The following is a 21,650-nucleotide window of genomic DNA, read 5'->3' on the forward strand; positions in this document are numbered from 1 at the left end:
CAAGCCACCCGACGACGCCAGCCAGCCTAACCGGATCAATCGAAGGTGCACAGGGACAGGGAGGCGCAAACCTGCAGGATGTCGGGTCCGTCCTGGACAGCATGTCCAAACCGGAGGCTCGTGTTCACTCTCAGCCCATGTGCGGGTAACGGTGCCGGGTCGGCGGGACGAAGGACTCCTTGATCGAGCGGGCCGAGGTCCACCGCAGGAGGTTCTGCGCGGCGCCGGCCTTGTCGTTGGTGCCGGAGGCCCGGCCGCCGCCGAAGGGCTGCTGGCCGACCACGGCGCCGGTCGGCTTGTCGTTGATGGAGAAGTTCCCGGCGGCGAAGCGCAGCTCCTCGACGGCCTGTGCGATGGCGTAACGATCCTGCGCGATCACCGAGCCGGTCAGGCCGTACGGGGCACCGCCGTCCACCCGGCGCAGCACGTCGTCCCAGCGGGAGTCCTCGTACACGTGGACGGCCAGGATCGGGCCGAAGTACTCGGTCCGGAAGATCTCGCCCCGGTGGTCGGAGGAGACCAGGACGGTGGGCCGGACGAACCAGCCGATCGCGTCGTCGTACTGCCCGCCGGCCGCCAGCTCGATCGTCGGGTCGGCCTTGGCGCGGTCGATGGCCGCCCGGTTCCGCTCGAAGGCGCGCCGGTCGATCAGGGCGCCCATGAAGTTGGACAGGTCGGTGACGTCGCCCACCGCGAGCGCGTCCACCTCGGCCAGGAACTCCTCCTTGATCTTCTGCCAGAGGCTGCGCGGCAGGTAGGCGCGGGAGAGCGCGGAGCACTTCTGGCCCTGGTACTCGAAGGCGCCGCGGACCAGCGCGGTCCGCAGGATCTCCGGGTCGGCCGAGCGGTGGGCCAGCAGGAAGTCCTTGCCGCCGGTCTCGCCGACGATCCTCGGGTACGTGCGGTAGCCGCCGATGTTGGCGCCGATCGTCTGCCACAGCGACTGGAAGGTGGCGGTGGAGCCGGTGAAGTGCAGCCCGGCGAGCGCCGGGTCGGCCAGCGCGACCGGGGAGACCTGCAGGCCGTCGCCGGTGACCAGGTTGATCACCCCGGGCGGCAGGCCGGCCGCCTCCAGCAGCCGCATCAGGTGGTGGGCGGCGAGGGTCTGGGTCGGCGCGGGCTTCCAGACCACGGTGTTGCCCATCAGCGCGGGCGCGGTCGGCAGGTTGCCGGCGATCGCGGTGAAGTTGAACGGGGTGACCGCGTAGACGAAGCCCTCCAGCGGGCGGTGGTCGGTGCGGTTCCACACGCCGGGCGAGGAGATCGGCTGGTCGGCCAGGATCTGCCGGGCGAAGTGGACGTTGAACCGCCAGAAGTCGATCAGCTCGCAGGCGGAGTCGATCTCGGCCTGCTGCACGGTCTTGGACTGGCCGAGCATGGTGGCCGCGTTGAGCGTCTCCCGCCACGGCCCGGCGAGCAGGTCGGCGGCGCGCAGGAAGACCGCCGCGCGGTCGTCGAAGGAGAGCGAGCGCCACTGCCGCCCGGCGGCCAGCGCCGCGTCCACCGCCGCCCGGGCGTCCTCCCGGGTGGCGTTGCCGAGCACGCCGAGCTTGGCCGCGTGGTGGTGCGGCTGGACGACCTCGATCCGCTCGCCGCCGCCGAAGCGCTGCTCGCCGCCGATGGTCATCGGCAGCGCGACCTGTTCGGCGGCCAGCTCGTCCAGCCGCCGGACCAGCCGGTCCCGCTCCGGGCTGCCGGGCGCGTACCCGTACACCGGCTCGTTGACCGGGGTCGGCACCTCGGTGACTGCGTCGATGGGCATGGCGGCTCCGTCCTGCTGACTGCTCGGCTGTCGCTCCAGCCTGACCAGCGACGGCCCGATCCGCCCGCTCAGACACGCGGACGGCGGACGTGGTGCCCGCCACTGCGGCCCCGCCCGGACGGGCTCAGCGGGTGAGCCGGCCCGCCAGCTCGACCGCCTCGGCCAGGGTGTCCACCACCGGGACGCCGACCGGCTCCAGCTTCTCCCGGGTGTGCGAACCGCCGGTGTACAGCACCGCCCGCGCGCCCGCGCTCAGCGCCGCCAGGGCGTCGTCCGCGGCGTCGCCGATGAGCACCGTACGGGCCGGGTCCACCTCCTCGCCGAGCGCGGCCAGGTGCCGCACCAGGTGCTCCGCCTTCTGCCCGCCGGCCGGGCCGCTGCGACCGTCGACCCGCAGGAAGTGCCCGGTCAGGCCGAAGGTGTCGACCAGCGGCACCAGCTTGTCGTGCACGTACAGCGACAGCAGCGACTGGCTGTGCCCGGCCGCCTGCCAGTCGGCCATCAGCTCGCGTGCGCCGTCGGTCAGCCCGCAGGCCAGGCTCAGCTCGTGGTAGCGGTCGTGGAAGGCGTCGTCCAGGGTCTGCCACTCCTCCGTCGAGGGCTCCCGGCCGAGCAACCGCTGGTAGAAGCGCGGGATCGGGATCTCGTACTGCTCGCGGTACTCCTGCAGGCTCATCGGCCCGACGCCGATGGTCGCGAAAGCGGCGTTGCTCGCCCCGAGCACCGCCTCCATGTCATGGAAGAGCGTGCCGTTCCAGTCCCAAACGATGTGAGTGCGCACGGGGACCAACGGTAACGCCGGTGTCGAGCGGCACCAAGGAGTGCGGTGTCGGGAGTGCGGTGGCGCACGATCCGGCAGGGCCACCGGGAGGACGGCCGATTTCCTCCAACCCCCTTGCACCCCAACGACATCCGATGGGGCATGCTCTCCCCGGGGGCACCATCGGGGAGGGGCACTGTTGACGACGACCGGCACGATCGACGGGACCGGCGGACCGCCGCCACCGGCCACCGGGTCCCGCACCGCGCGGCGGCGGCGGGTGCTGCTGGGGGTGACGCTGGGCGCCGCGCTGGTGGCGGTGGGCGGGGTGGGGGCGGCGACGCTGGTGAAATCCCCGGCCGAGCGGGCCGCGGGGACCGCGCCGCCGCCGAACAGCCTGCTCACCGCGCCGGTGGTCAGCCAGGTGCTGACGCCCTCGTTGGCCGCGCGCGCGGTGGTGTACCCGCCGGCGCAGTACAACGTGGTCCCGGTCGCCGCCTCACCCGAGGTGACCGGGCTGTTCGTCTCCGGGCTGGGCGTGAAGGCGGGCGACACCGTCGCGGCCGGGAAGCTGCTCGCCGAGGTGTCCGGGCAGCCGCTGTTCGCCCTGCCCGGGCCGGTGCCCGCGTACCGCGACCTCAAGCCGGGCAGCACCGGCCCCGACGTGACCGAACTCCAGTCCGCACTGGCCGGGTTGGGGTACGGGAGCGGCGGCGACGACCAGGGCTCGTACGGGCCCGGCACCGCCGCCGCGGTATCAGCCTTCTACCGCGGGCTCGGCTACCCGGCGCCGACCACCGGCGCCACCACCCAGCAGGCCGTGGACACCGCGCAGAAGGCGGTCGACGCCGACCAGCAGACGGTGGACGGCCTCCTCGCGCAGAAGCAGGCCGCCGGCGTCCGGCCCGCCCAGCCGGCGCAACCCGCGACCACGCCCGCCCAGGGCCCCCAGCCGGCCCAGCCCGCCGCCCCCGCTCCCGCTCCCGTCGGCGACCTCGACCGGCAACTCGCCGACGCCCGGAAGCAGTTGGCCGCCGACCGGACCGTCCTCGGCAAGGCCAGGGCCGTCAACGGCCCGATGGTCCCGGCCGCCCACGTGCTGTTCCTGCCGGCCCTGCCCGCGAGCGTCACCGCCGTGAACGGCGCGGTCGGCTCGCCGGTTTCCGGCACCCTGCTGTCGCTCACCAGCGGCGGCCTGGCCGTCACCGGCCTGCTGACCCCGGCCCAGGCGGCCGGCGTGAAGCCGGGCATGGCCGTCGAACTCCTCGCCGAGGACACCGGCACCACCCTCCCCGGCACCGTCGCCGAGCTCGGCGCCCCGGCCACCGCGCCCCCGGCCGGCAAGGTGATCACCCTCGGCGGCGCGGCGGCGGCCGGCGGGGGCTCCGGTCCCGGCCAGCCCGGCGCAGTCCAGCCCGGCGCAGCGGGCCCGGCCGCCGGAGCGCCCAACAACCAGCCCGGCGGCCAGAGTTACGTCCCGGTCTCGATCACCCCGGACACCCCGCTGCCCGCTGCCCTGAACGGCAAGAACGTCCGGCTCACCGTCCTCAAGGCCAAGGCGGGCGCCCCCGTCACCGCCGTCCCGATCGCCGCGATCTCCACCGACGCGGCGGGCCGGACCTCCGTCACCCGGGTGGACACGTCCGGGAACCGCACCACCGTCCCGGTCACCACCGGCGTCACCGCGGACGGCCTGGTGGCCGTCACCCCGGCGGACGGCGCCGCGCTGCGCGTCGGCGACCAGGTGGTGGTCGGCAAGTGAGCCCCGCACCGCCCGTCATCGCCCTGCACGGCGTCGGCCGCACCCACCCCGGCCGCCCGCCCGTGGTCGCCCTGCACCCCACCGACCTGACCGTCCACCGCGGCGAGTACCTGGCCGTGACCGGCCCGTCCGGCTCCGGCAAGTCCACCCTGCTGCACCTGCTCGGCCTGCTCGACACCCCCACCACCGGCCGCTACGAACTGGACGGCCTCGACACCGCCGGCCTGCGTGACAAGGACCGCGCCACCCTGCGCGGGCACCGGATCGGCTTCGTCTTCCAGTCCTTCCACCTGCTCCCGCACCACACCGCCGAGGAGAACGTCCTCCTCGCCCAGGTCTACAACCGCACCCCGCGCCGCACCCGCCGCGCCGCCGCCCTGGCGGCACTGCGCCTGGTCGGCCTCGGCCACCGCACGGACGCCCTGCCCGGCACCATGTCCGGCGGCGAGCGCCAGCGGGTGGCGATCGCCCGCGCCCTGGTGAACCGGCCCAGCCTGCTGCTGTGCGACGAGCCGACCGGCAACCTGGACTCGGCCAACGCCGGGGCGGTGCTGACGCAGTTCGACGTCCTGCACGCGCAGGGCTTCACCCTGGTGGTGATCACCCACGACCCGTCCGTGGCCGCCCGCGCCGAACGCCGGGTGACCATCCGCGACGGCGTGCTCGGCGAGATCGAAGCCGTCCGGGCGGGCGGAGCTCCCCGGTGATCCGCCCCCGTAGCGCGCTCCCCGAGCCGCCCTCCCGGCTCGGCCCCCGCGACCTGCTCTCCGAGGCGCTGTCCGGCATCCTCCAGCGCCCCGGCCGCTCGGTGCTCACCATGCTCGGCACCGTGCTCGGCGTCGGCGCCTTCGTCGCCGTCCTCGGCCTGACCGCGACCGCCACCGGCCAGATCGGCGAGCGGTTCAGCCTCACCAAGGCCACCACCGTCACCGTGACCGACCTGCCGCGCACCGACGGCGTCGCCCCCGGTACCAACCCGCCGAGCGACTTCCCCGCCGACGCCGACCGCCGGATCGCCGCGATCGACGGCGTACGGGCCGGCGGCGTCTGGTGGCCGGTGCCCGGCGCCCCGACGCTGTCCAGCCGCCCGGACGGCCCCGACGAGGGCACCGGGCTCTCCCTGCTCGCGGCCACCCCGGGCGCGGTCGCCGCGATGGAGCCGACCCTGACCGCCGGGGTCACCCTGGACGAGTTCGTCCAGGACACCGCACAGCCGGTGGCGCTGCTCAGCGAGGCCGCCGCCAAGCGCCTCGGGGTGAGCCGCCTGGACGCCCAGCCGGCCGTCTTCATCGACCGCGTCCCGTACACCGTCGTCGGGATCTACGCGGACGTCCAGCGCCGGCCGGGCGCCCTGCTCGGCCTGATCATCCCGGCCGCCACGGCGCTGGAGCGGTACGGCAACCCGCCCGCGCAGCCGGAGCACGGCGCCCAGGGGCTGGTCGCCACCCGGATCGGCGCGGCGCCCGTGGTGGCGGCCCAACTCCCGCTCGCGCTGCGGCCGGACACCCCGAACGCGTTCACCGTCGTCCCGCCGCCGGACCCGCACAGCCTGCAGGACACGGTGACCTCCGACCTGACCGGGCTGTTCCTGGCACTGGCCGGGATCTGCCTGCTGGCCGGCGCGGTCGGGATCGCCAACACCACGCTGGTCGCCGTCCTGGAGCGGACCCAGGAGATCGGCCTGCGCCGCTCCCTGGGCGCCCGCACCGGCCACATCGCCGCCCAGTTCCTGACCGAGTCGACGGCCCTCGGCACCCTCGGCGGCCTGATCGGCACCGGCCTCGGCGTGCTGACCGTGATCGGCGTGGCCGCCGCCCGCGAGTGGACGGCCGTCCTGCCACCGGCCACCACCCTGCCCGCCCCGCTGATCGGCACCGCCGTCGGCCTGCTGGCCGGCCTCTACCCGGCCCTGCGCGCGGCCCGCACCGACCCGCTGAGAGCCCTCAGGAGCACCTAGCGTCTGCGCCTGGAGTCCGGGGTCTGGGGTCCGCACCGCGACGGCGGCGGCCGGCGGCCGCCGCCGTCATGCCTGTCCCAACAGCCTCTCGGCTGTGCTCCCGGGGCCGCCGGGGCCGCCGCTCAGGCGAACAGGGCGGGGATCTCCTGGGTCGCGAACCAGAGCAGGTCGTGGTCCTCGGCGCCGTCCACGGTGAACTGGGCGTCCTGGTCGCCCGCGTCGGCCGCGGCCACCGCCGCCACCGCGGCGGCGACGTCCGTGACCACCTCGTCGTCGGACACGTCCGCGTGCACCGCGGCCGCCTTGGCCAGCCGCACCGGGCCGGCCAGCACCACCCGGCCGAGCGAGGCCTGGTCCTGGTACTCGTCGCCGGGGAACGGCCGCACGGACGCGTCGGCCACGTCCAGCGCCACCACGACCCGACGGCGCGGGGCGTCCGGGTCGGCGGCCAGCAGCCGCAGCGAGGACTGCGCGGCCCGGTTGAGCGCCGCGTACTCCAGTTCCTCGATGTCGTCGCTGACGTACCACTCGCGCAGCGCGGGGGTCACGGCGTACGCCGCGGACTGCTCCAGGGCGCCGCCCTCGTGCGCCGCCGCCAGGCCGGTCAGGGTGGTGGGCACGTACACGCGCATCGGTGGCACTCTCCGGTTCGGTCCAGCGGGCTTGGTCCAGCGGAACGGATTCTCCAGCGCCCCAAGAATAAGCTCCGCCGGGCTCCCGTGATCACCCCCGGTCCGGGCCCGGTCACCGTGCGGCCCGCAGCGCCTCCCGGCTGGTGCGCAGCGCGCTCTCCAGGACCGCGCCGCGACGGGCCGGGTCCATCATGTTCGGGCCCATCACCGCCAGGTCCGCCAGGGTCGGCGCGAGGAGCCGGACCCGGACGCCCTCGGCCCGCAGCAGCGCGGCCTCGCGCAGCAGCTGCCGGGTGACGGCCCGGCGGTAGCGGCTGACCAGCTGGGCCAGCACGCCGCGCGGGCGGTCCCGGGCGCGCCACTCGCGCAGCGCGGCCAGGGTGTCGCGCCCGCGCCCGGCCGGCCCGGCCCCGTCGGCCCGGCCGCCCCGCCCGGGCCCGGGGTCCAGCCGCAGGGCCATCGGGGCCAGCACGTAGACCTCGTCCAGGCCGCGGCCGAGCATCAGGTCGGCGTTGGTGGCCGACCAGCAGCCGCCGTCCACGTACGCCGAACCGTCCAGGCGCACCGGCGCGAACCAGCCGGGGATGGCGCAGGAGGCCATCACGGCGTCGGCGACCGCGACCGCCGGGGCGTCCGGGTCGCCGAAGACCACCCGGTGGCCCCTGCGGTAGTCCACGGCGGCCACCCGCAACAGCGAGCCCGCACCCGCGCCCGGAACGCCGGGGCCCGGGACGTCAGGATCCGGGTCCAGGGCCGCCGGGTCCGGGTCCGGGTCCGGCCAGCCGACCGGGCCGAGCAGGCCGCGCACCAGCTCGCCGACCGGCGCCAGCGAGCCCCGGCCGTGCGGCGCCATCGCCGAGACCATGGTCAGCAGCGGGAACTCGCGCGGGTGCCGGACGGCGTCGCGCAGCAGGCCGGGCGAGCCGATGCCGGCCCGGGGCCTGGGCGGCAGCGCACCGCCGGCCGCGGTGTCGTAGTCGAAGGCGAGCCCGGCCAGCGGGCCGTCCGTGACCGGCAGCCCGCGCTGGTGGTCGCACAGGTGCTCGGGGCGGACGCCGCCGGACAGCATCGCGGCGAGGATCGCGCCCGCCGAGGTGCCGAGCAGGAGGTCGGACTCGCCGGGTTGCCGCCCGGTGGCCTCCTCGACGGCGCAGAGCGCGCCGACCGTCCAGGCCGCGCCGAGCATCCCGCCGCCGCCCAGGACCAGGCCGCGCCGGGGTGCGCCCCCGGCGCGCGGGGTGGCGCCCGCGACCGCCGGGGCCGGCACTCCCGCTGCCGCCCGTGCCGTCGTCATACCGCTCGTCGTCATACCGCCCGCCCGTCGTCCTGGGGGGGCGTCTGCCCGCTCCCCGCGGTTCTCCGGTCAGGCTCCGATGGTGCGCGCCGGACCGGGCCGGCGCAACGCGGCGACCGGGCGCCGACCACCCGGTCCGCCCAGTCGGAACGTCCCCTTTCGGGCCGTACGCACCGCCCCCGGGCGTCAACCGGGTGCCGTGCGGCCACCGCTCCGACCCTTCGTCGCACTGGTCGAGTCATCCGGATAGGTGAACCGCAACGCAGGCTCCGGCCGCCCCGAATAGCCGTTGCCGCCCCGCGGCCGGCGCCACCAGCCTGGACCCGTCCGTACCCGCACCACCATGTCGAGGAGCCGCCGTGACCGCCCACCTCTCCGCCCGTCCGCCCCGCCGCCCGCGCACCGCCCACGGCGCCTGCGACCCGGCCGGGCGCCTCCCCCGGCACCCGCGCGCCGCCTGCGGCGGCGTCCCCGGACCCGGCTCAGGCGCAGGCTCCGGCTCAGGGCCCGGCTCAGCGCCCGGTTCAGGGCCCGACCCCCGGGCGCTGGCCTCCCGCTTCGCCCACCAGCTGGTCGAGGTGCTCACCGGCGCGCGGCCCTCCGGCCAGCTGATGCGGCACACCAGCCTGGACGGCTACGGGCAGCTCGCCTCGCTGGTCCGGATGGGCGCGCTGCGCCGCGGCGGGGCCACCGCCCGGCCCCGGCTCGGCCCGGTGCACGACCGCTCACCCTCGCCCGACGCGGTCGAGGCCTGCGTCCGGGTCGACCTCGGTCGGCGGCACCACATGGTGGCCTTCCGGCTGGAGCAGCGCGGCCCGGCCGGGCAGTGGCAGTGCACCGCCGTGGAGGCCCGGTGACCACCCGGGAGCGGGGAACGGCGCAGGGCGCCGCCCCCGTCCGGGAGCGGCGCCCTGCGCGGCGTCCTGCCTGGTGTCCCGGGGCCCGCTCGGGCCCCGCGGACGGCTCAGCCCTTGCGGCGGCGGCCCTTGGCCGACTTGGCGGCCTTGCGACGCTCGGCGCGGGTCATCCCGTCGCCCTCGTCCTCCGGCGCGAGGTCCTCGAAGTCGCCCTCGACCACACCGCCGCCGACCTCCACCGAGGGGGCCGTGTAGTGCAGCCGCTGCGGCTTCGGGGCCTCCAGGCCCTTGGCCTTGATCTCCGGGCGGGAGGCGTCCTTCTCCAGCTTGTCGAGCACCACCTGGGCGTCCTCGACCGGGACCTCCTCGACCTGCTGCTCGACCTGGACCTCCAGGTTGAACAGGTAGCCGACGGACTCCTCCTTGATGCCCTCCATCATCGCGGTGAACATGTCGAAGCCCTCGCGCTGGTACTCGACCAGCGGGTCGCGCTGCGCCATGGCCCGCAGGCCGATGCCCTCCTGGAGGTAGTCCATCTCGTAGAGGTGCTCGCGCCAGCGGCGGTCCAGCACCGACAGCACGACCCGGCGCTCCAGCTCGCGCATGATCTCCTCGCCGAGCTGGTCCTCGCGGGCGCCGTACTGCGCCTGGATGTCCTCCTGGACGACCTTGACCAGGAACTCGGGGGTCAGGCCGGCCGAACCGCCGACCTCCTCCTCCAGCTCCGCCAGGTCGAGGGTGATCGGGTAGAGCTGCTTGAGCGCGGTCCAGAGCTTGTCCAGGTCCCAGTCGTCCTCGAAGCCCTCGCCGGTGGCCGCCTTGACGTAGGCCTCGACGGTGTCGTCCATGAAGTGGCCGACCTGCTCCTGCAGGTCCTCGCCCTCCAGCACGCGGCGGCGCTCGCCGTAGATGACCTCGCGCTGACGGTTGAGCACCTCGTCGTACTTGAGGACGTTCTTGCGGATCTCGAAGTTCTGCTGCTCGACCTGGGTCTGCGCGGAGGCGATCGCGCGGGTGACCATCTTGGACTCGATCGGCACGTCCTCGGGCACGTTGGCCATCGAGAGCACGCGCTCGACCATGCCGGCCTTGAACAGGCGCATCAGGTCGTCGCCCAGCGACAGGTAGAAGCGGGACTCGCCCGGGTCGCCCTGACGGCCGGAGCGGCCGCGCAGCTGGTTGTCGATCCGGCGGGACTCGTGCCGCTCGGTGCCGAGGACGTAGAGGCCGCCGGCCTCCTTGACCTCGTCCTGCTCGGCCTTGACCGAGGCCTTGGCCTTCTCCAGGGCGGCCGGGAAGGCGGCCTCGTACTCGTCCGGGGTGTCCGTCGGGGTGAGCCCGCGCTGCGCCAGCTCGGCGGCGGCCAGGTGGTCGGCGTTGCCGCCCAGCATGATGTCGGTGCCGCGGCCGGCCATGTTGGTGGCGACGGTCACGGCGCCCTTGCGACCGGCCTGCGCGACGATCTGCGCCTCGCGCTCGTGGTGCTTGGCGTTCAGCACCTCGTGCGGGATGCCGCGCTTGCGCAGCTCCTGCGACAGGTACTCGGACTTCTCGACCGACACGGTGCCGACCAGCACCGGCTGGCCCTTCTCGTGCTTCTCGGCGATGTCCTCGACCACGGCGGCGAACTTGGCCGGCTCCGACTTGTAGATCAGGTCGGGCTGGTCGATGCGCAGCGGCGTCTTGTTGGTCGGGATCGGCACCACGCCGAGCTTGTAGATCTGGTGGAACTCGGCGGCCTCGGTGGTGCCGGTACCGGTCATGCCCGAGAGCTTGCCGTACAGGCGGAAGAAGTTCTGCAGGGTGATGGTGGCCAGGGTCTGGTTCTCGTTCTGGACCTCCACCCCCTCCTTGGCCTCGATCGCCTGGTGCATGCCCTCGTTGTAGCGGCGGCCGGCCAGGATGCGGCCGGTGTGCTCGTCGACGATCATGACTTCGCCGTTCATGACGACGTAGTCCTTGTCCGCCTTGTACAGCTCCTTGGCCTTGATGGCGTTGTTCAGGAAGCCGACCAGCGGGGTGTTCACCGACTCGTAGAGGTTGTCGATGCCGAGGTAGTCCTCGACCCGGCTGACGCCGTCCTCCAGGATGCCGACGGTGCGCTTCTTCTCGTCGACCTCGTAGTCCCGGTCGATCTTCAGACGCTGCACCAGCTTGGCGAAGTCGGCGTACCACTTGGTCGCCTGGTCGGCCGGGCCGGAGATGATCAGCGGGGTGCGGGCCTCGTCGATGAGGATCGAGTCGACCTCGTCGACGATCGCGAAGTTGTGGCCGCGCTGGACGAGTTCGTCCTTCGACCAGGCCATGTTGTCGCGCAGGTAGTCGAAGCCGAACTCGTTGTTGGTGCCGTACGTGATGTCCATCCCGTACTGGTGCTTGCGCTCGGCGGGCGTCATGTTCCCGAGGATCACGCCGACCTCGAGGCCGAGGAAGCGGTGCACCCGGCCCATCCACTCCGAGTCGCGCTCGGCGAGGTAGTCGTTGACGGTGATCAGGTGGACGCCCTTGCCGGTCAGCGCGTTCAGGTACGCGGGCAGGGTGCCGACGAGGGTCTTGCCCTCACCGGTGCGCATCTCCGCGACGTACCCGTAGTGCAGGGCCGCGCCACCCATGAGCTGGACGTCGTAGTGCCGCTGGCCGAGCACGCGCTTGGCGGCCTCACGGACGGTGGCGAACGCCTCGGGGAGGATGTCGTCCAGGCTCTCGCCGTCCGCGAGTCGCTGCTTGTACTCGTCGGTCAGCGCGCGCAGCTCGGCGTCGGTGAGGTTGACGAAGTCCTCTTCGATGGAGTTGACCTGGGCAGCAATCCGCTGCAGCTTGCGAAGGATCTTGCCCTCGCCTGCGCGCAGGATCTTGTCGAAGACGGACACTAGAGCGGGCTCCTTGCCTGTATTGGCACTGGACGACTGCACGGCGGGTCCACCCCACCGCACGGGCCATCGTATGCGAGGAGTCCAATGCCCCGGGAGGTGCGTCAGCACGGTATTCCCGTGTCACCCCCGCGAGCACATGACCTGATAGCACCGTCCACCGGGACAAAAGGGTCGGCGGGCCGCGGAGTCGGCCGCATATTCGGATGCCCGCCCCGGATCTCCGGCGAAATAATCCGTTCATGGCAGAAATCCGCACCGAGCCGGTCATCCTCACCACCGAGCGCCTGGTTCTGCGCGCCCCGCGGGAATCGGACATCGACGCCGTCTTCGCCGCCTGCCAGGACCCGGAGATCCAGCGCTGGACGGTGGTTCCCTCTCCGTACCGGCGCGCGGACGCGGAGTTCTTCGTGCGCGATCTCGCCACCGACGGCTGGCGCACCGGGGCGAACCGGATCTGGTGCGTGTTCGAGCGCGGGTCCGGCGCCCTGGTCGGCTCCCAGGCGCTGGTCCGGCGCGAGAACGACCCGGGCTGCGCCGAGATCGGCTGGTGGGCCGCGAAGGAGTTCCGCGGCCGCGGCTACACCACCGAGGCCGCCCGCGCGGTCTCCCGCTTCGGCTTGCGCGAGCTCGGCCTGCGCCGCCTGGAGTGGCTGGCCTACGTCGGCAACGCCGGCTCCCGCGCCGTCGCCGAGCGGGTCGGCTACCGCTTCGAGGGCACGCTGCGCTCGTACGCCGAGCAACGCGGCGTCTTCCACGACGCCTGGGTCGCCTCGCTGCTGGCCTCCGACCAGGACTGAGGGACGGGCCCGGGGCCGTTGTCGGTGCCCCGGGCTACGCTCGCCGGCATGACCGCCGCAGCCGCGCACAGCTCTCCCGTCCTCACCCTGAGCGCCGACGACGCCCGCCGGATCGCCCTGCGCGCCCAGGGGTTGCTCGGCGCGCCCGACCGCCGGGCCGGGGTGCGCGGGGTGCTGCGGCACCTGGGCGCCGTCCAGTTGGACACCATCTCGGTGCTCGCCCGCTCGCACGAACTGGTGCCGTACGCCCGCCTCGGCGCGGTCGGCCGCCCGGCGGTCGAGGCGGCCTACTGGGGCGGCGGCACGAGCTTCGAGTACTGGTCGCACGCGGCCTGCGTCCTGCCGGTCGAGGAGTGGCCGCTGTTCGCCTTCCGGCGCCGCCGCTACCGCGACCGCGGCCACCTGTGGGGCCACCAGGTCGCACCCGAGACCTACCGCCTGGTGCTCGACAAGCTGCGCGCCAAGGGCCCGTTGACCTCGACCGAGCTGGGCGGCGCCAAGAAGACCGCCGAGTGGTGGGACTGGTCCGACACCAAGATCGCGGTCGAACGGGCGCTGGCCTTCGGCGACGTGGTCTGCACCGAGCGCCGGAGCTGGAAGCGCGTCTACGCGCTGGCCGAACAGGCCGTCCCGGCCGCGCTGTTCGGGCAGGAGCGGTCGGACGAGGAGTGCGTGCGCACGCTGGTCGGCCAGGCCGGCGCCGCGCTCGGCGTGGCCACCCGGGCCGATCTGCTGGACTACCACCGCCTGCGCGCCGAGGAGTTGGACCCGGTGCTCGCCGACAGCGGGCTGGTCCCGGTCGAGGTGGCCGGCTGGGGCCCGGACGGCACCCCGGCCCCCGCCTGGGCCGACCCGGCCGCCCTGGCCACCGCCCCGCGCGGACGCCACCGCACCACGCTGCTCTCGCCGTTCGACTCGCTGATCTGGGACCGCCCGCGCACCGAGCGGATCTTCGACATGGAGCACCGGCTGGAGGCCTACACGCCCAAGCACAAGCGGGTGCACGGCTACTTCGCGATGCCGCTGCTGGCCGGCGGCCGGCTGGTCGGCCGGGTCGACCCGGCCCGCGAGGGCCGCACCCTGGTCGCCCGGCAGGTCTCGTTGACCGGCGGCCGCGGCCGGGACGCCCGGTACGTCGAGCCGCTGGCGACGGCCCTGCGCGAGGCGGCCGCCTGGGTCGGCTGCGACACGGTGCGGGTCGGGACGCTGCACGACGAGCGGCTGCGCCCGGCCCTGGAGAAGCTGCTGGCGGACGGGTGAGCCCGGCCCGGCTCACCCTATTTCGAGGATCTTCTCCCGCATCGCGTACACCACCGCCTCCATCCTGGAGTGCAGTTGGAGCTTCTCCAGGATGTTGCGCACGTGGTTCTTCACGGTGTTCTCGCTGATGAACAGCTCCTTGGCGATCTCCCGGTTGTTCATCCCGGTCGCCACCAGCTTGAGCACCTCCAGCTCCCGGTCGGTGAGCCGGGGCGCGGGCACCAGGTCCCGGTCGTCGGAACGCCGCTGGATCATCGACTTGAACTCGGTGAGCAGCTTGGAGGCCATCGACGGGCTGATCTGCGACTGCCCGTCGGCCACCGCGCGGATCGCGGTGGCGACCTCGTCGGTGGAGATCTCCTTCAGCAGGTAGCCGGTGGCCCCCGCCTTGATCGCCTCGTAGAGGTCGGCCTCCTCGTCGCTTATCGTCAGCATGATGATCTTGGTGCTCGGCGCCACGTCCTTGATCGCCGTGCAGGCCTCGATCCCGCTGCGCCGCGGCATCCGGACGTCCATCAGGATGATGTCCGGCAGCAGGTCGGCGGCCTTCAGCACCGCCTCGGCGCCGTCCCCCGCCTCGCCGACGACCTTGATGTCCTGCTCCTCGGCGAGGACGATCTCCAGCCCCCGCCGGAACAACGCGTGGTCGTCCACCACCAGCACACGGATCGGCTCACCCCGGCGCGGCGCGTACGCGGGATCCTCCTCCGGCCCCAACGGCAGCCCGGGCCCAGCCGCGGGCCCCAGCCCGAAGTGATCCCCCATCCGCTCCTCCCCCTTCGCGGGTCGTCGTGCGCCAATCATTCCACGCCCGGCAGCCGCCGAGGTCACCCTCCGGCGCCGATTCCCCCTCTTCGGGTGACCCCTCACCCCGGGACCCGACCGCGTTCGAACCACCCGGCCCCGGAACGCCGGTGACCCCGGTGGTCACGGCCACCGGGGTCACCCCTCCATCACTGCTCGGACGGTCAGTCCTCGTCGTCGGCCTCGCCGATCGCGCCGCCCGCACCACTGCCCGGCCCGGCCTGCAGATCGGTCTGCAGGTGGATGACACCGTAGTTGTAGCCGTGCCGGCGGTAGACGACGCTGGGCAGGCCGCTGTCCTTCTCCACGAAGAGGTAGAAGTCGTGGCCGACCAGCTCCATCTCGTAGAGCGCCTGGTCGAGCGCCATCGGGGCGGCCGGGTGCGTCTTCTCCCGGACCACCAGCGGGCCTTCGCCCTCCACTTCCAGGGATCCCATCATGGTCTTGCGGACGGCGCCGTTCGTCCCGCCCTCCAGCCTCGCCGGCTCGGGCAGCGCGGCCAGGGCCGCGGTCGCCTCGGCGACGCTGATGGGGGTGCGGCCGTTCGCGCCGCCCTTGTGCACCCGGCGCCGGTCTGCGGACTTGCGCAGCTGCGCGTCGAGCTTCGCCGAAGCCAGGTCGAGCGCCGCGTAGGGGTCCGCGGCGGCGGCTTCGGCCCGGATCACCGGCCCACGGGTACGGAGAGTGATCTCCACCCGCTCGGACCGGTCGGCCTGCCGCGGGTTGTGCTCCTTGGACACCTCGACGTCGAGGCTGATCACCTTGCCGTCGAACTTCTGGACCTTCTCCAGCTTCTCGGCCACGTGCTCGCGGAACCTCTTGGGCACCTCGGTCTTGCGGCCCTTGACGACGATGTCCACGCAGAACTCCGATCCCTCGTGCTGACGCCGATCCGGGTGCTACCGGATCGGGCTGAGACCCAGCTGGACCAGCCCATCCACTGCCGGCCCCCCGCCCCCGCCGCCAGCGGCGGGAAACGACTGGCCCTCACCTCACTTCCTCCCCACCAGGGACGGTTGAAACCCCCTGGAGCCTCATGGAACACCTCACAGGGAGTTTTCGCCTCCCCAGGCGAGAAGGGGGGTATGACCCGATACTGCGAGCGGGCGGTCAAGCTGTTGCACCCTGTCTACACTCCCGCGAGTGAAGTATCGGTTAATACCTGGACAACACCCCCCATACGGCGGATCCTTTGCTCACTCCCCGTGCCCGCCGCCGCCAGGAGCAGCCGTGCCACTGCCCCCCTCACCCACCCGCCGACCGTCCGCCTACGGACCGTTCGGTCACGCACTGGCCGGGCTGCTGGACGTCCTGCTCCCCGCGAACTGCGCCGGCTGCGGCAGCGAACGCACCCAACTCTGCCCGGCCTGCCGGCACGTCCTGGCCACCGCGCGGCCGGGCCCCACCCAGCTGCCCTGGGCGCACGCCGCCGCCCCCTACACCGACCCCGTCCGGCAGTTGCTGCTCGCGCACAAGGAACGCGGTGCGCTACGGCTGGCCGGCCCGCTCGGCGAGGCCCTCGGCCGGGCGGTGCGCTCCGCCCTGGGGGCACGGGCCGACACCGCGCCGCTCCTGCTGGTGCCGATGCCCTCGACCCGCGCGGCCGTCCGCGCCCGCGGCCACGACCCGACGCTGCGGCTGGCCGGAGCCGCCGCCCGCGCGCTGCGCCGGGCCGGCCTGGACGCCCGGGCCGCCGAGCTGCTGCGGCACGCCCGCCCGGTCGCCGACCAGACCGGACTGAACGCGGCGGAGCGGCGCCGCAACCTGCACGGCGCGCTCACCGTCCTGCCGCGCGCCCGGGCCCGTCTGGCGGGCCGTCACCCCGTCCTGGTGGACGACCTGGTGACCACCGGGGCCAGCCTCGCCGAGGCCGCCCGGGCGCTGGCCGCCGCCGGCCTGCCGGTCCGGGCCGGTGCCGCGGTCGCGGCCACCTCGGTGCGCCCGGCGGGCTGACCGCCGCTGCCGGCGCGTCAGCCCGCGCGCGGCGGCCCACCACCGGCCCGTACCGGCCCCGGGGCCTCCCCGTCCGGACCGGGCGTCAGCCCGCGTAGAAGAAGGACCGGGGCTTGTCGATCAGCGGGGCCTCCCGCCACTGGTTGTTGACCAGGCGGTAGGCCTTGAGCTCGCTCGGCTTGCCGTCCGCCTGCTTGACCTCCGCCATCGCGAGCACCGGCGGCGCCTGGGTCAGGCTGTCCCCGCGGGACTCCGAGGCCGCGACGGTCGTCATGCTCTCGGCGCTCTGCAGCTGGGTGTCCGTGCTCTGCGAGCCGTCGGTGCTGATGAAGTAGAGCTGCTGGGTCCGGTCGGCCTCCTTGCCCAGCACCAGGAGCTGGTCGGTCTCCGCCCAGGACACCGACGCGACGTCGGTGAGCGTGGGCGCCGCCCGGCGCAGCCCGGTGATCTTCACGGTCGGCGCCTGCGGGGTGCCGCCGTGCACCACCAGACCGAACATCAGCGAACGGATGGCCACGCCCGGGCTCTTGACCACCAAGGCCACCCGGACACCGTCCGAGGAGATCTTCAGCGACTGCACGGTCTGCCCGGCCAGCCCCTCGACCGACACGGTGTACGACTTGTTGCCGCGCACCATCACCACCCGCTGCCCCTGCTGGTTGCGGTCCACCACCCACAGGTCGCCGCGGCCGTCCCAGCTGGGCGAGGCGAAGCCGTCCTCCTTGTCCCCGGACTTCGCCGGCGAGCTGAGCACCGGGTCGCCCAGCGTCACCGCGGCGTCCGTCAGCGGCACCGAGTAGACCTGGTGGCCGTCCTCGCTGATCGCGGCGGCCTGGAGGCCGCCCCGACTGACCGCGACGGCGCCGAGCGGCGGCTTGGTGTTCGACTGGGGCCGGCCGAGGATGCCGTGGACCGGGTCGCCGGGGCGGCCCTCGTCGGTCGCCACCAGGGAGCCGTCGACCCGCTGGTAGTACTGCGTCGCGGGGGGCTGCCCGGCCAGCGCGCCCGGGCCGGTGGCCGGCACGTCGGTGCGGCTGGCGGTGCAGGAGCCGCGCCGGCCCTTCAGTTCGAGCCGCTCGACCTGGCCCTTGCCCTGGTCGGCGAGGGTGTAGAAGAGCTGGGTCGCCATCCGCCGGCAGGCCATCGGCTCGCTGACGTCCGCCTCGGCGAGCTGCACGTGGGCGACCCGACTGTCGTCGATGGTCACCCGGTCGACCCGGGCGCCGTTCGGGAAGGCCGTGCGGACCACCGGCGAGAGCCAGGTGGAGGGCCCGTCGGCCACCGCCTGGGCGGCCGAGGCCAGCGGGTCTATTCGGCGCCGCAGGTAGATCGGGTCGGCGACCAGCACCTCCTGGCCGGTGTTCCCGGAGGGCACCGCGGACGGGTCCGGCGCGGTGTAGAAGAACCGCTCGACCTGCCGGAAGCTGTTCCGGAAGTTGGTCTCGTTCATGATCACGCCGGCCGGCAGCTTGTCGATCCGCCACTCGCCGTCCTTCTCCCGGACGAAGGTGAAGTCGGACGAGACGTTGTTGTTCTGCCCGGCCACCAGCTGGTACGAGTGCTTCTCGTCGACGCTGGCGACCAGCTGCCCGCTCACCGTCACCGAGGCCAGGGTGTCCTCGTTGGTGACGTCCTGGCCGCCCGGGATGGTGGTGGACGAGAGCACCCGGATCCCGGCGTCCGGCTTCCAGGCCGCGGCGGCGCCCTCGGTGAGGTACTTGCGCGCGGTCTCGTACCCCTCGTCGGCGGTCACCGCGTCCAGGAACCCGGTCAGCAGCTCGCGCGGCTTGGCACCCTTGCCGGGTGCCACCGGGTAGACCCTGGCCTGCAGGTTCTTGTCCGCCGAGCCCTGGGACAGCTCCACCTTGGTGATGGTGCCGGAATCCGGCATGGCGGCGCAGCCGCTCGCCATCAGGGCGAGCAGCGCGCCGGTCACCGCGACGACCCGCGGCTCAGTCCTCTTGCTCGTCCCTCGCACGCTGCGACCCCTCCACGTCCGTCCCACCCATCACGTCCGGCTCCGCCGTCCGCTGTGCCACCGACGGCCGTCCGGGCGTCGGGTCCACCATGACCTGGGCACCCGTCGCCCCGTAACCGGCTCCCGCGGCCCGTACGTCCGAGGGGTCCGAGCGCGGGCCCTCGGGCATCCGGCTCCGGCCGAGGCCGGGGCCGATGTTCAGCACCCCGCCGAGCCCGCTGCCGAAGCCGGCCCCGGGGCCGAACCCGTCCGGCGCCTCCGTCGGCTCCTCGGCGACGGTCAGCGCCGTCGAGCCGACCGGGCTGATCGCCCGCCGGTACGGCATGCCGTACGTGCCCAGGCCCCGGTTGTTGCGGGAGTCCTCCGGTTCCAGCCGGAACGGCGCCCGGGAGATCTCGCCGCCGCGGGTGCGCGGCAGGGTGAGCCGGAAGTGCGAGCCGCCGCCGGGCTCGCCCCAGGCCTGGAGCCAGCCGCCGTGCAGGTGGGCGTCCTCGACCGCGATGGACAGGCCGAGGCCGGTGCCGCCGGTGGTCCGCACCCGGGACGGGTCGGCCCGCCAGAAGCGGTGGAACACCCGGGACGCCTCGCCCGGCTTGAGGCCGATGCCGTAGTCGCGCACGCCGACCGCGACCGCGCCGTCCGCCGAGCCCAGCCGGACCACCACGTCGCGGCCCTCACCGTGCTCCAGCGCGTTGACCACCAGGTTGCGCAGGATGCGCTCGATCCGGCGGGAGTCGACCTCGGCCAGCACGGGCTCGCCGTCGCCGCGGATCACGACGGTGCTGCCCTTGGCCTCGGCCAGCGGTTCCGCGGCCTCGACCACCCGGCCGACGATCTCCCGCAGGTCGACCGGCTCGGCGTCCAGGATCGCGGCGCCGGCGTCGAAGCGGCTGATCTCCAGCAGGTCGGCGAGCAGCGACTCGAACCGGTCCAGCTGGCCCTGCAGCAGCTCCGCCGAGCGGGCCGCCATCGGGTCCAGGTCCTCGCGGCTGTCGTAGATGAGGTCGGCGGCCATCCGGACGGTGGTCAGCGGGGTCCGCAGCTCGTGCGAGACGTCCGAGACGAAGCGCCGCTGCACCCGGGACAGCTCCTCCAGCTGGCGGATCTGCGCCTGCAGGGCGTTGGCCATCCGGTTGAACGACTCCCCGAGGCGGGCGATGTCGTCCGTCCCGGTCACCTTCATGCGCTCTTCCAGGTGCCCGTCGGCGAGCCGCTCGGAGATCCCGGCGGCCATCCGGACCGGGGTGACCACCTGGCGCACCACGACCCAGGCGATGCCGCCCATCAGGATCACCACGAACACGCCGGCGGTCGCCAGGGTGCCGGTGATCAGGTTGAGGGTGTCGGTCTCCTGGCCGAAGGAGAACACGTAGAACATCTGGTAGCTGGTCCCGGCCGGGCCGATGAACTGCATGCCGAGGGCCAGCCCGGGCTCGGACTTGACGCTGCTCTCGGGCGAGCGGTGGATCCGGGTCGGCTGGTCGAACATCTGGCCGGGCTCGGAGAGGAGCTTGGCCCGCAGGGCGTCCGGGATGCTGCTGGGCTGGATGTCGCCGGAGTAGCGCGGCGCGAAGCCGGCGGTGTCCGGGACGACGGCGCCGCTGCCGGGGGCCATCGCGATCACCGAGTAGACGGTCTGCCCGCTCCCGGCGAGGTCGTTGACCTGCCGCAGCAGCCAGGTGCCGGTCTCGTCGACGGTCGGATCGGCGGTGCCGCGCAGCTTCTGGTCCCGGGCCTCGTCGATCTTCTTCTGCTCGACCTGGAAGCCGATCCTGGCCTGCGCCCGGGCAGCGTCCATCTTGGTGTCGAGCAGGCCGTTGCGCACCTGCGCCACCACGACCACGCCCAGCACCAGGACCACCGCGATGGACGCCAGCAGGGACACCGCGACCACGCGCAGCTGGATCGACCGCCGGTACAGCGCGGTCACCCGGTGCGCGGGACGGCGCAGCTGACGCTTGGCCAGTCCGGCCAGGCCGGAGGGACCGCGCCGACGGCGGGTGGTCGAACTCAGTACGTCCCCGCGCACGGCTCCGGCCCCGTCGGTCGCGGTACCCGACGGGGTCTCGTCAGCCCGGTCCGTCACGTCAGCTGGGTCCGGCCTTGTAGCCGACGCCGCGGACGGTCACCACGATCTCGGGGCGCTCCGGGTCCTTCTCGATCTTGGAGCGGAGGCGCTGGACGTGGACGTTGACCAGGCGGGTGTCCGCCGCGTGGCGGTAGCCCCAGACCTGCTCCAGCAGCACCTCGCGGGTGAACACCTGCCAGGGCTTGCGGGCCAGCGCGACCAGCAGGTCGAACTCCAGCGGGGTCAGCGGGATGCCCCGGCCGTCCCGCTTCACCGAGTGGCCGGCCACGTCGATCACCAGGTCGCCGATGGTCAGCTGCTCCGGCGTCGGCTCCTCGGCGCGACGCAGCCGGGCACGCACCCGGGCCACCAGCTCCTTGGGCTTGAACGGCTTGGTGACGTAGTCGTCGGCACCGGACTCCAGGCCCACCACCACGTCGACCGTGTCGGTCTTCGCGGTCAGCATGACGATCGGAATGCCCGACTCCGCCCGGATCTGCCGGCAGACGTCGATGCCGTCCCGACCGGGCAGCATCAGGTCGAGCAGGACCAGATCGGGCTTGGTCTCCCGGAACGCGGCTAGCGCCTTGTCCCCATCCGCGACGAAAAACGGCTCAAAACCCTCACCACGCAGCACGATGCCGAGCATCTCGGCCAGTGCGGAGTCGTCATCAACGACGAGGACGCGTCCCTTCATGCGTCCATCCTCTCATTACCGGATTGTGACCTGCCGCACAGCAGTGCCATTGCTCCAGTTCGGCCAACTCCCCCGCCGGTGCATTCCGGCCATACCGGGCGAATGACCCCGGTCGGAACGCCTCCGAACCGTCCGCGGCCCACCGACCGACCCACGGTGACCCCCCGTGGCCGATCAGCGACCGGATCGCCCTGGG

General features: G+C 73.7%; 17 protein-coding genes. 7 read left to right on the forward strand and 10 right to left on the reverse strand.

The annotated features are described in order from the left end of the window. Positions 1–130: 130 nt before the first annotated feature. Positions 131–1,756: an L-glutamate gamma-semialdehyde dehydrogenase gene (gene pruA, locus AB0Q99_RS13760; RefSeq protein ID WP_363571288.1), complete on the reverse strand. Its 1,626-nt coding sequence runs from the start codon at positions 1,754–1,756 to the stop codon at positions 131–133. Between the two features lie 130 nt (positions 1,757–1,886). Further along, positions 1,887–2,543: an HAD family hydrolase gene (locus tag AB0Q99_RS13765; RefSeq protein WP_363571225.1), complete on the reverse strand. Its 657-nt coding sequence runs from the start codon at positions 2,541–2,543 to the stop codon at positions 1,887–1,889. 178 nt (positions 2,544–2,721) lie between these two features. Here AB0Q99_RS13765 and AB0Q99_RS13770 point away from each other — a divergent pair, with 178 nt between their 5' ends. The 3 genes from AB0Q99_RS13770 to AB0Q99_RS13780 are packed head-to-tail and all read left to right on the forward strand — an operon-like array spanning position 2,722 to position 6,241. After that, on the forward strand, positions 2,722–4,284 hold the full coding sequence (locus AB0Q99_RS13770) for a peptidoglycan-binding protein (RefSeq protein ID WP_363571227.1): 1,563 nt from the start codon (positions 2,722–2,724) through the stop codon (positions 4,282–4,284). Next, positions 4,281–4,991: an ABC transporter ATP-binding protein gene (locus tag AB0Q99_RS13775; protein WP_363571229.1), complete on the forward strand. Its 711-nt coding sequence runs from the start codon at positions 4,281–4,283 to the stop codon at positions 4,989–4,991. Before AB0Q99_RS13770 ends, AB0Q99_RS13775 begins: the two co-directional genes overlap by 4 nt. Then, on the forward strand, positions 4,988–6,241 hold the full coding sequence (locus tag AB0Q99_RS13780) for an ABC transporter permease (RefSeq protein WP_363571231.1): 1,254 nt from the start codon (positions 4,988–4,990) through the stop codon (positions 6,239–6,241). The genes AB0Q99_RS13775 and AB0Q99_RS13780 overlap by 4 nt, the downstream gene beginning before the upstream one ends. A gap of 122 nt (positions 6,242–6,363) precedes the next feature. Here the strand turns inward: AB0Q99_RS13780 and AB0Q99_RS13785 are convergent, their stop codons facing one another. Beyond that, the gene (locus AB0Q99_RS13785; RefSeq protein ID WP_360253495.1) at positions 6,364–6,873 is read right to left on the reverse strand and encodes a hypothetical protein; all 510 of its coding nucleotides are present in this window, start codon (positions 6,871–6,873) and stop codon (positions 6,364–6,366) included. A 112-nt stretch (positions 6,874–6,985) separates the two neighbouring features. Then, on the reverse strand, positions 6,986–8,167 hold the full coding sequence (locus AB0Q99_RS13790; RefSeq protein ID WP_363571233.1) for a patatin-like phospholipase family protein: 1,182 nt from the start codon (positions 8,165–8,167) through the stop codon (positions 6,986–6,988). A 359-nt stretch (positions 8,168–8,526) separates the two neighbouring features. Here AB0Q99_RS13790 and AB0Q99_RS13795 point away from each other — a divergent pair, with 359 nt between their 5' ends. Then, complete coding sequence (locus AB0Q99_RS13795; RefSeq protein ID WP_363571235.1) at positions 8,527–9,024, forward strand: Rv3235 family protein; 498 nt, start codon at positions 8,527–8,529, stop codon at positions 9,022–9,024. 107 nt (positions 9,025–9,131) lie between these two features. On the opposite strand, the gene secA is transcribed toward AB0Q99_RS13795, so the two are convergent. Further along, a complete protein-coding gene (gene secA / locus AB0Q99_RS13800; protein WP_363571237.1) occupies positions 9,132–11,894 on the reverse strand; it encodes a preprotein translocase subunit SecA in 2,763 nt (920 codons plus the stop codon). Positions 11,895–12,136: 242 nt separating this feature from the next. On the opposite strand from secA, the gene AB0Q99_RS13805 reads away from it, so the two are divergent. Both AB0Q99_RS13805 and AB0Q99_RS13810 read left to right on the forward strand, forming a co-directional pair. Continuing rightward, complete coding sequence (locus AB0Q99_RS13805) at positions 12,137–12,694, forward strand: GNAT family N-acetyltransferase (protein WP_363571239.1); 558 nt, start codon at positions 12,137–12,139, stop codon at positions 12,692–12,694. Between the two features lie 48 nt (positions 12,695–12,742). Further along, entirely contained in the window at positions 12,743–13,954 is a 1,212-nt protein-coding gene (locus AB0Q99_RS13810) for a crosslink repair DNA glycosylase YcaQ family protein (RefSeq protein WP_363571241.1), read from the forward strand. Positions 13,955–13,966: 12 nt separating this feature from the next. On the opposite strand, the gene AB0Q99_RS13815 is transcribed toward AB0Q99_RS13810, so the two are convergent. Next, positions 13,967–14,758 carry a response regulator transcription factor gene (locus AB0Q99_RS13815; RefSeq protein WP_363571243.1) on the reverse strand — a complete coding sequence of 264 codons (792 nt, stop codon included), beginning with the start codon at positions 14,756–14,758 and terminating at the stop codon, positions 13,967–13,969. 164 nt (positions 14,759–14,922) lie between these two features. Then, positions 14,923–15,618, reverse strand: a complete 696-nt coding sequence (gene raiA, locus AB0Q99_RS13820) for a ribosome-associated translation inhibitor RaiA (protein WP_363571245.1) — start codon at positions 15,616–15,618, stop codon at positions 14,923–14,925. 370 nt (positions 15,619–15,988) lie between these two features. On the opposite strand from raiA, the gene AB0Q99_RS13825 reads away from it, so the two are divergent. Then, positions 15,989–16,711, forward strand: a complete 723-nt coding sequence (locus AB0Q99_RS13825; RefSeq protein ID WP_363571247.1) for a phosphoribosyltransferase family protein — start codon at positions 15,989–15,991, stop codon at positions 16,709–16,711. An 85-nt stretch (positions 16,712–16,796) separates the two neighbouring features. Here AB0Q99_RS13825 and AB0Q99_RS13830 read toward each other — a convergent pair whose 3' ends face one another. From AB0Q99_RS13830 to mtrA, 3 genes are all read right to left on the reverse strand, one after another. Then, positions 16,797–18,689 carry an LpqB family beta-propeller domain-containing protein gene (locus tag AB0Q99_RS13830; RefSeq protein WP_363571249.1) on the reverse strand — a complete coding sequence of 631 codons (1,893 nt, stop codon included), beginning with the start codon at positions 18,687–18,689 and terminating at the stop codon, positions 16,797–16,799. Further along, positions 18,664–20,664, reverse strand: coding sequence for an MtrAB system histidine kinase MtrB (gene mtrB, locus AB0Q99_RS13835; protein ID WP_363571290.1), 2,001 nt, complete (start codon positions 20,662–20,664; stop codon positions 18,664–18,666). Before mtrB ends, AB0Q99_RS13830 begins: the two co-directional genes overlap by 26 nt. Before the next feature lie 112 nt (positions 20,665–20,776). Next, positions 20,777–21,454: an MtrAB system response regulator MtrA gene (mtrA, locus tag AB0Q99_RS13840; protein WP_030061806.1), complete on the reverse strand. Its 678-nt coding sequence runs from the start codon at positions 21,452–21,454 to the stop codon at positions 20,777–20,779. Positions 21,455–21,650: the final 196 nt, after the last annotated feature.

The organism is Kitasatospora sp. NPDC086791 (assembly GCF_040685975.1).
Taxonomy (GTDB): domain Bacteria; phylum Actinomycetota; class Actinomycetes; order Streptomycetales; family Streptomycetaceae; genus Kitasatospora.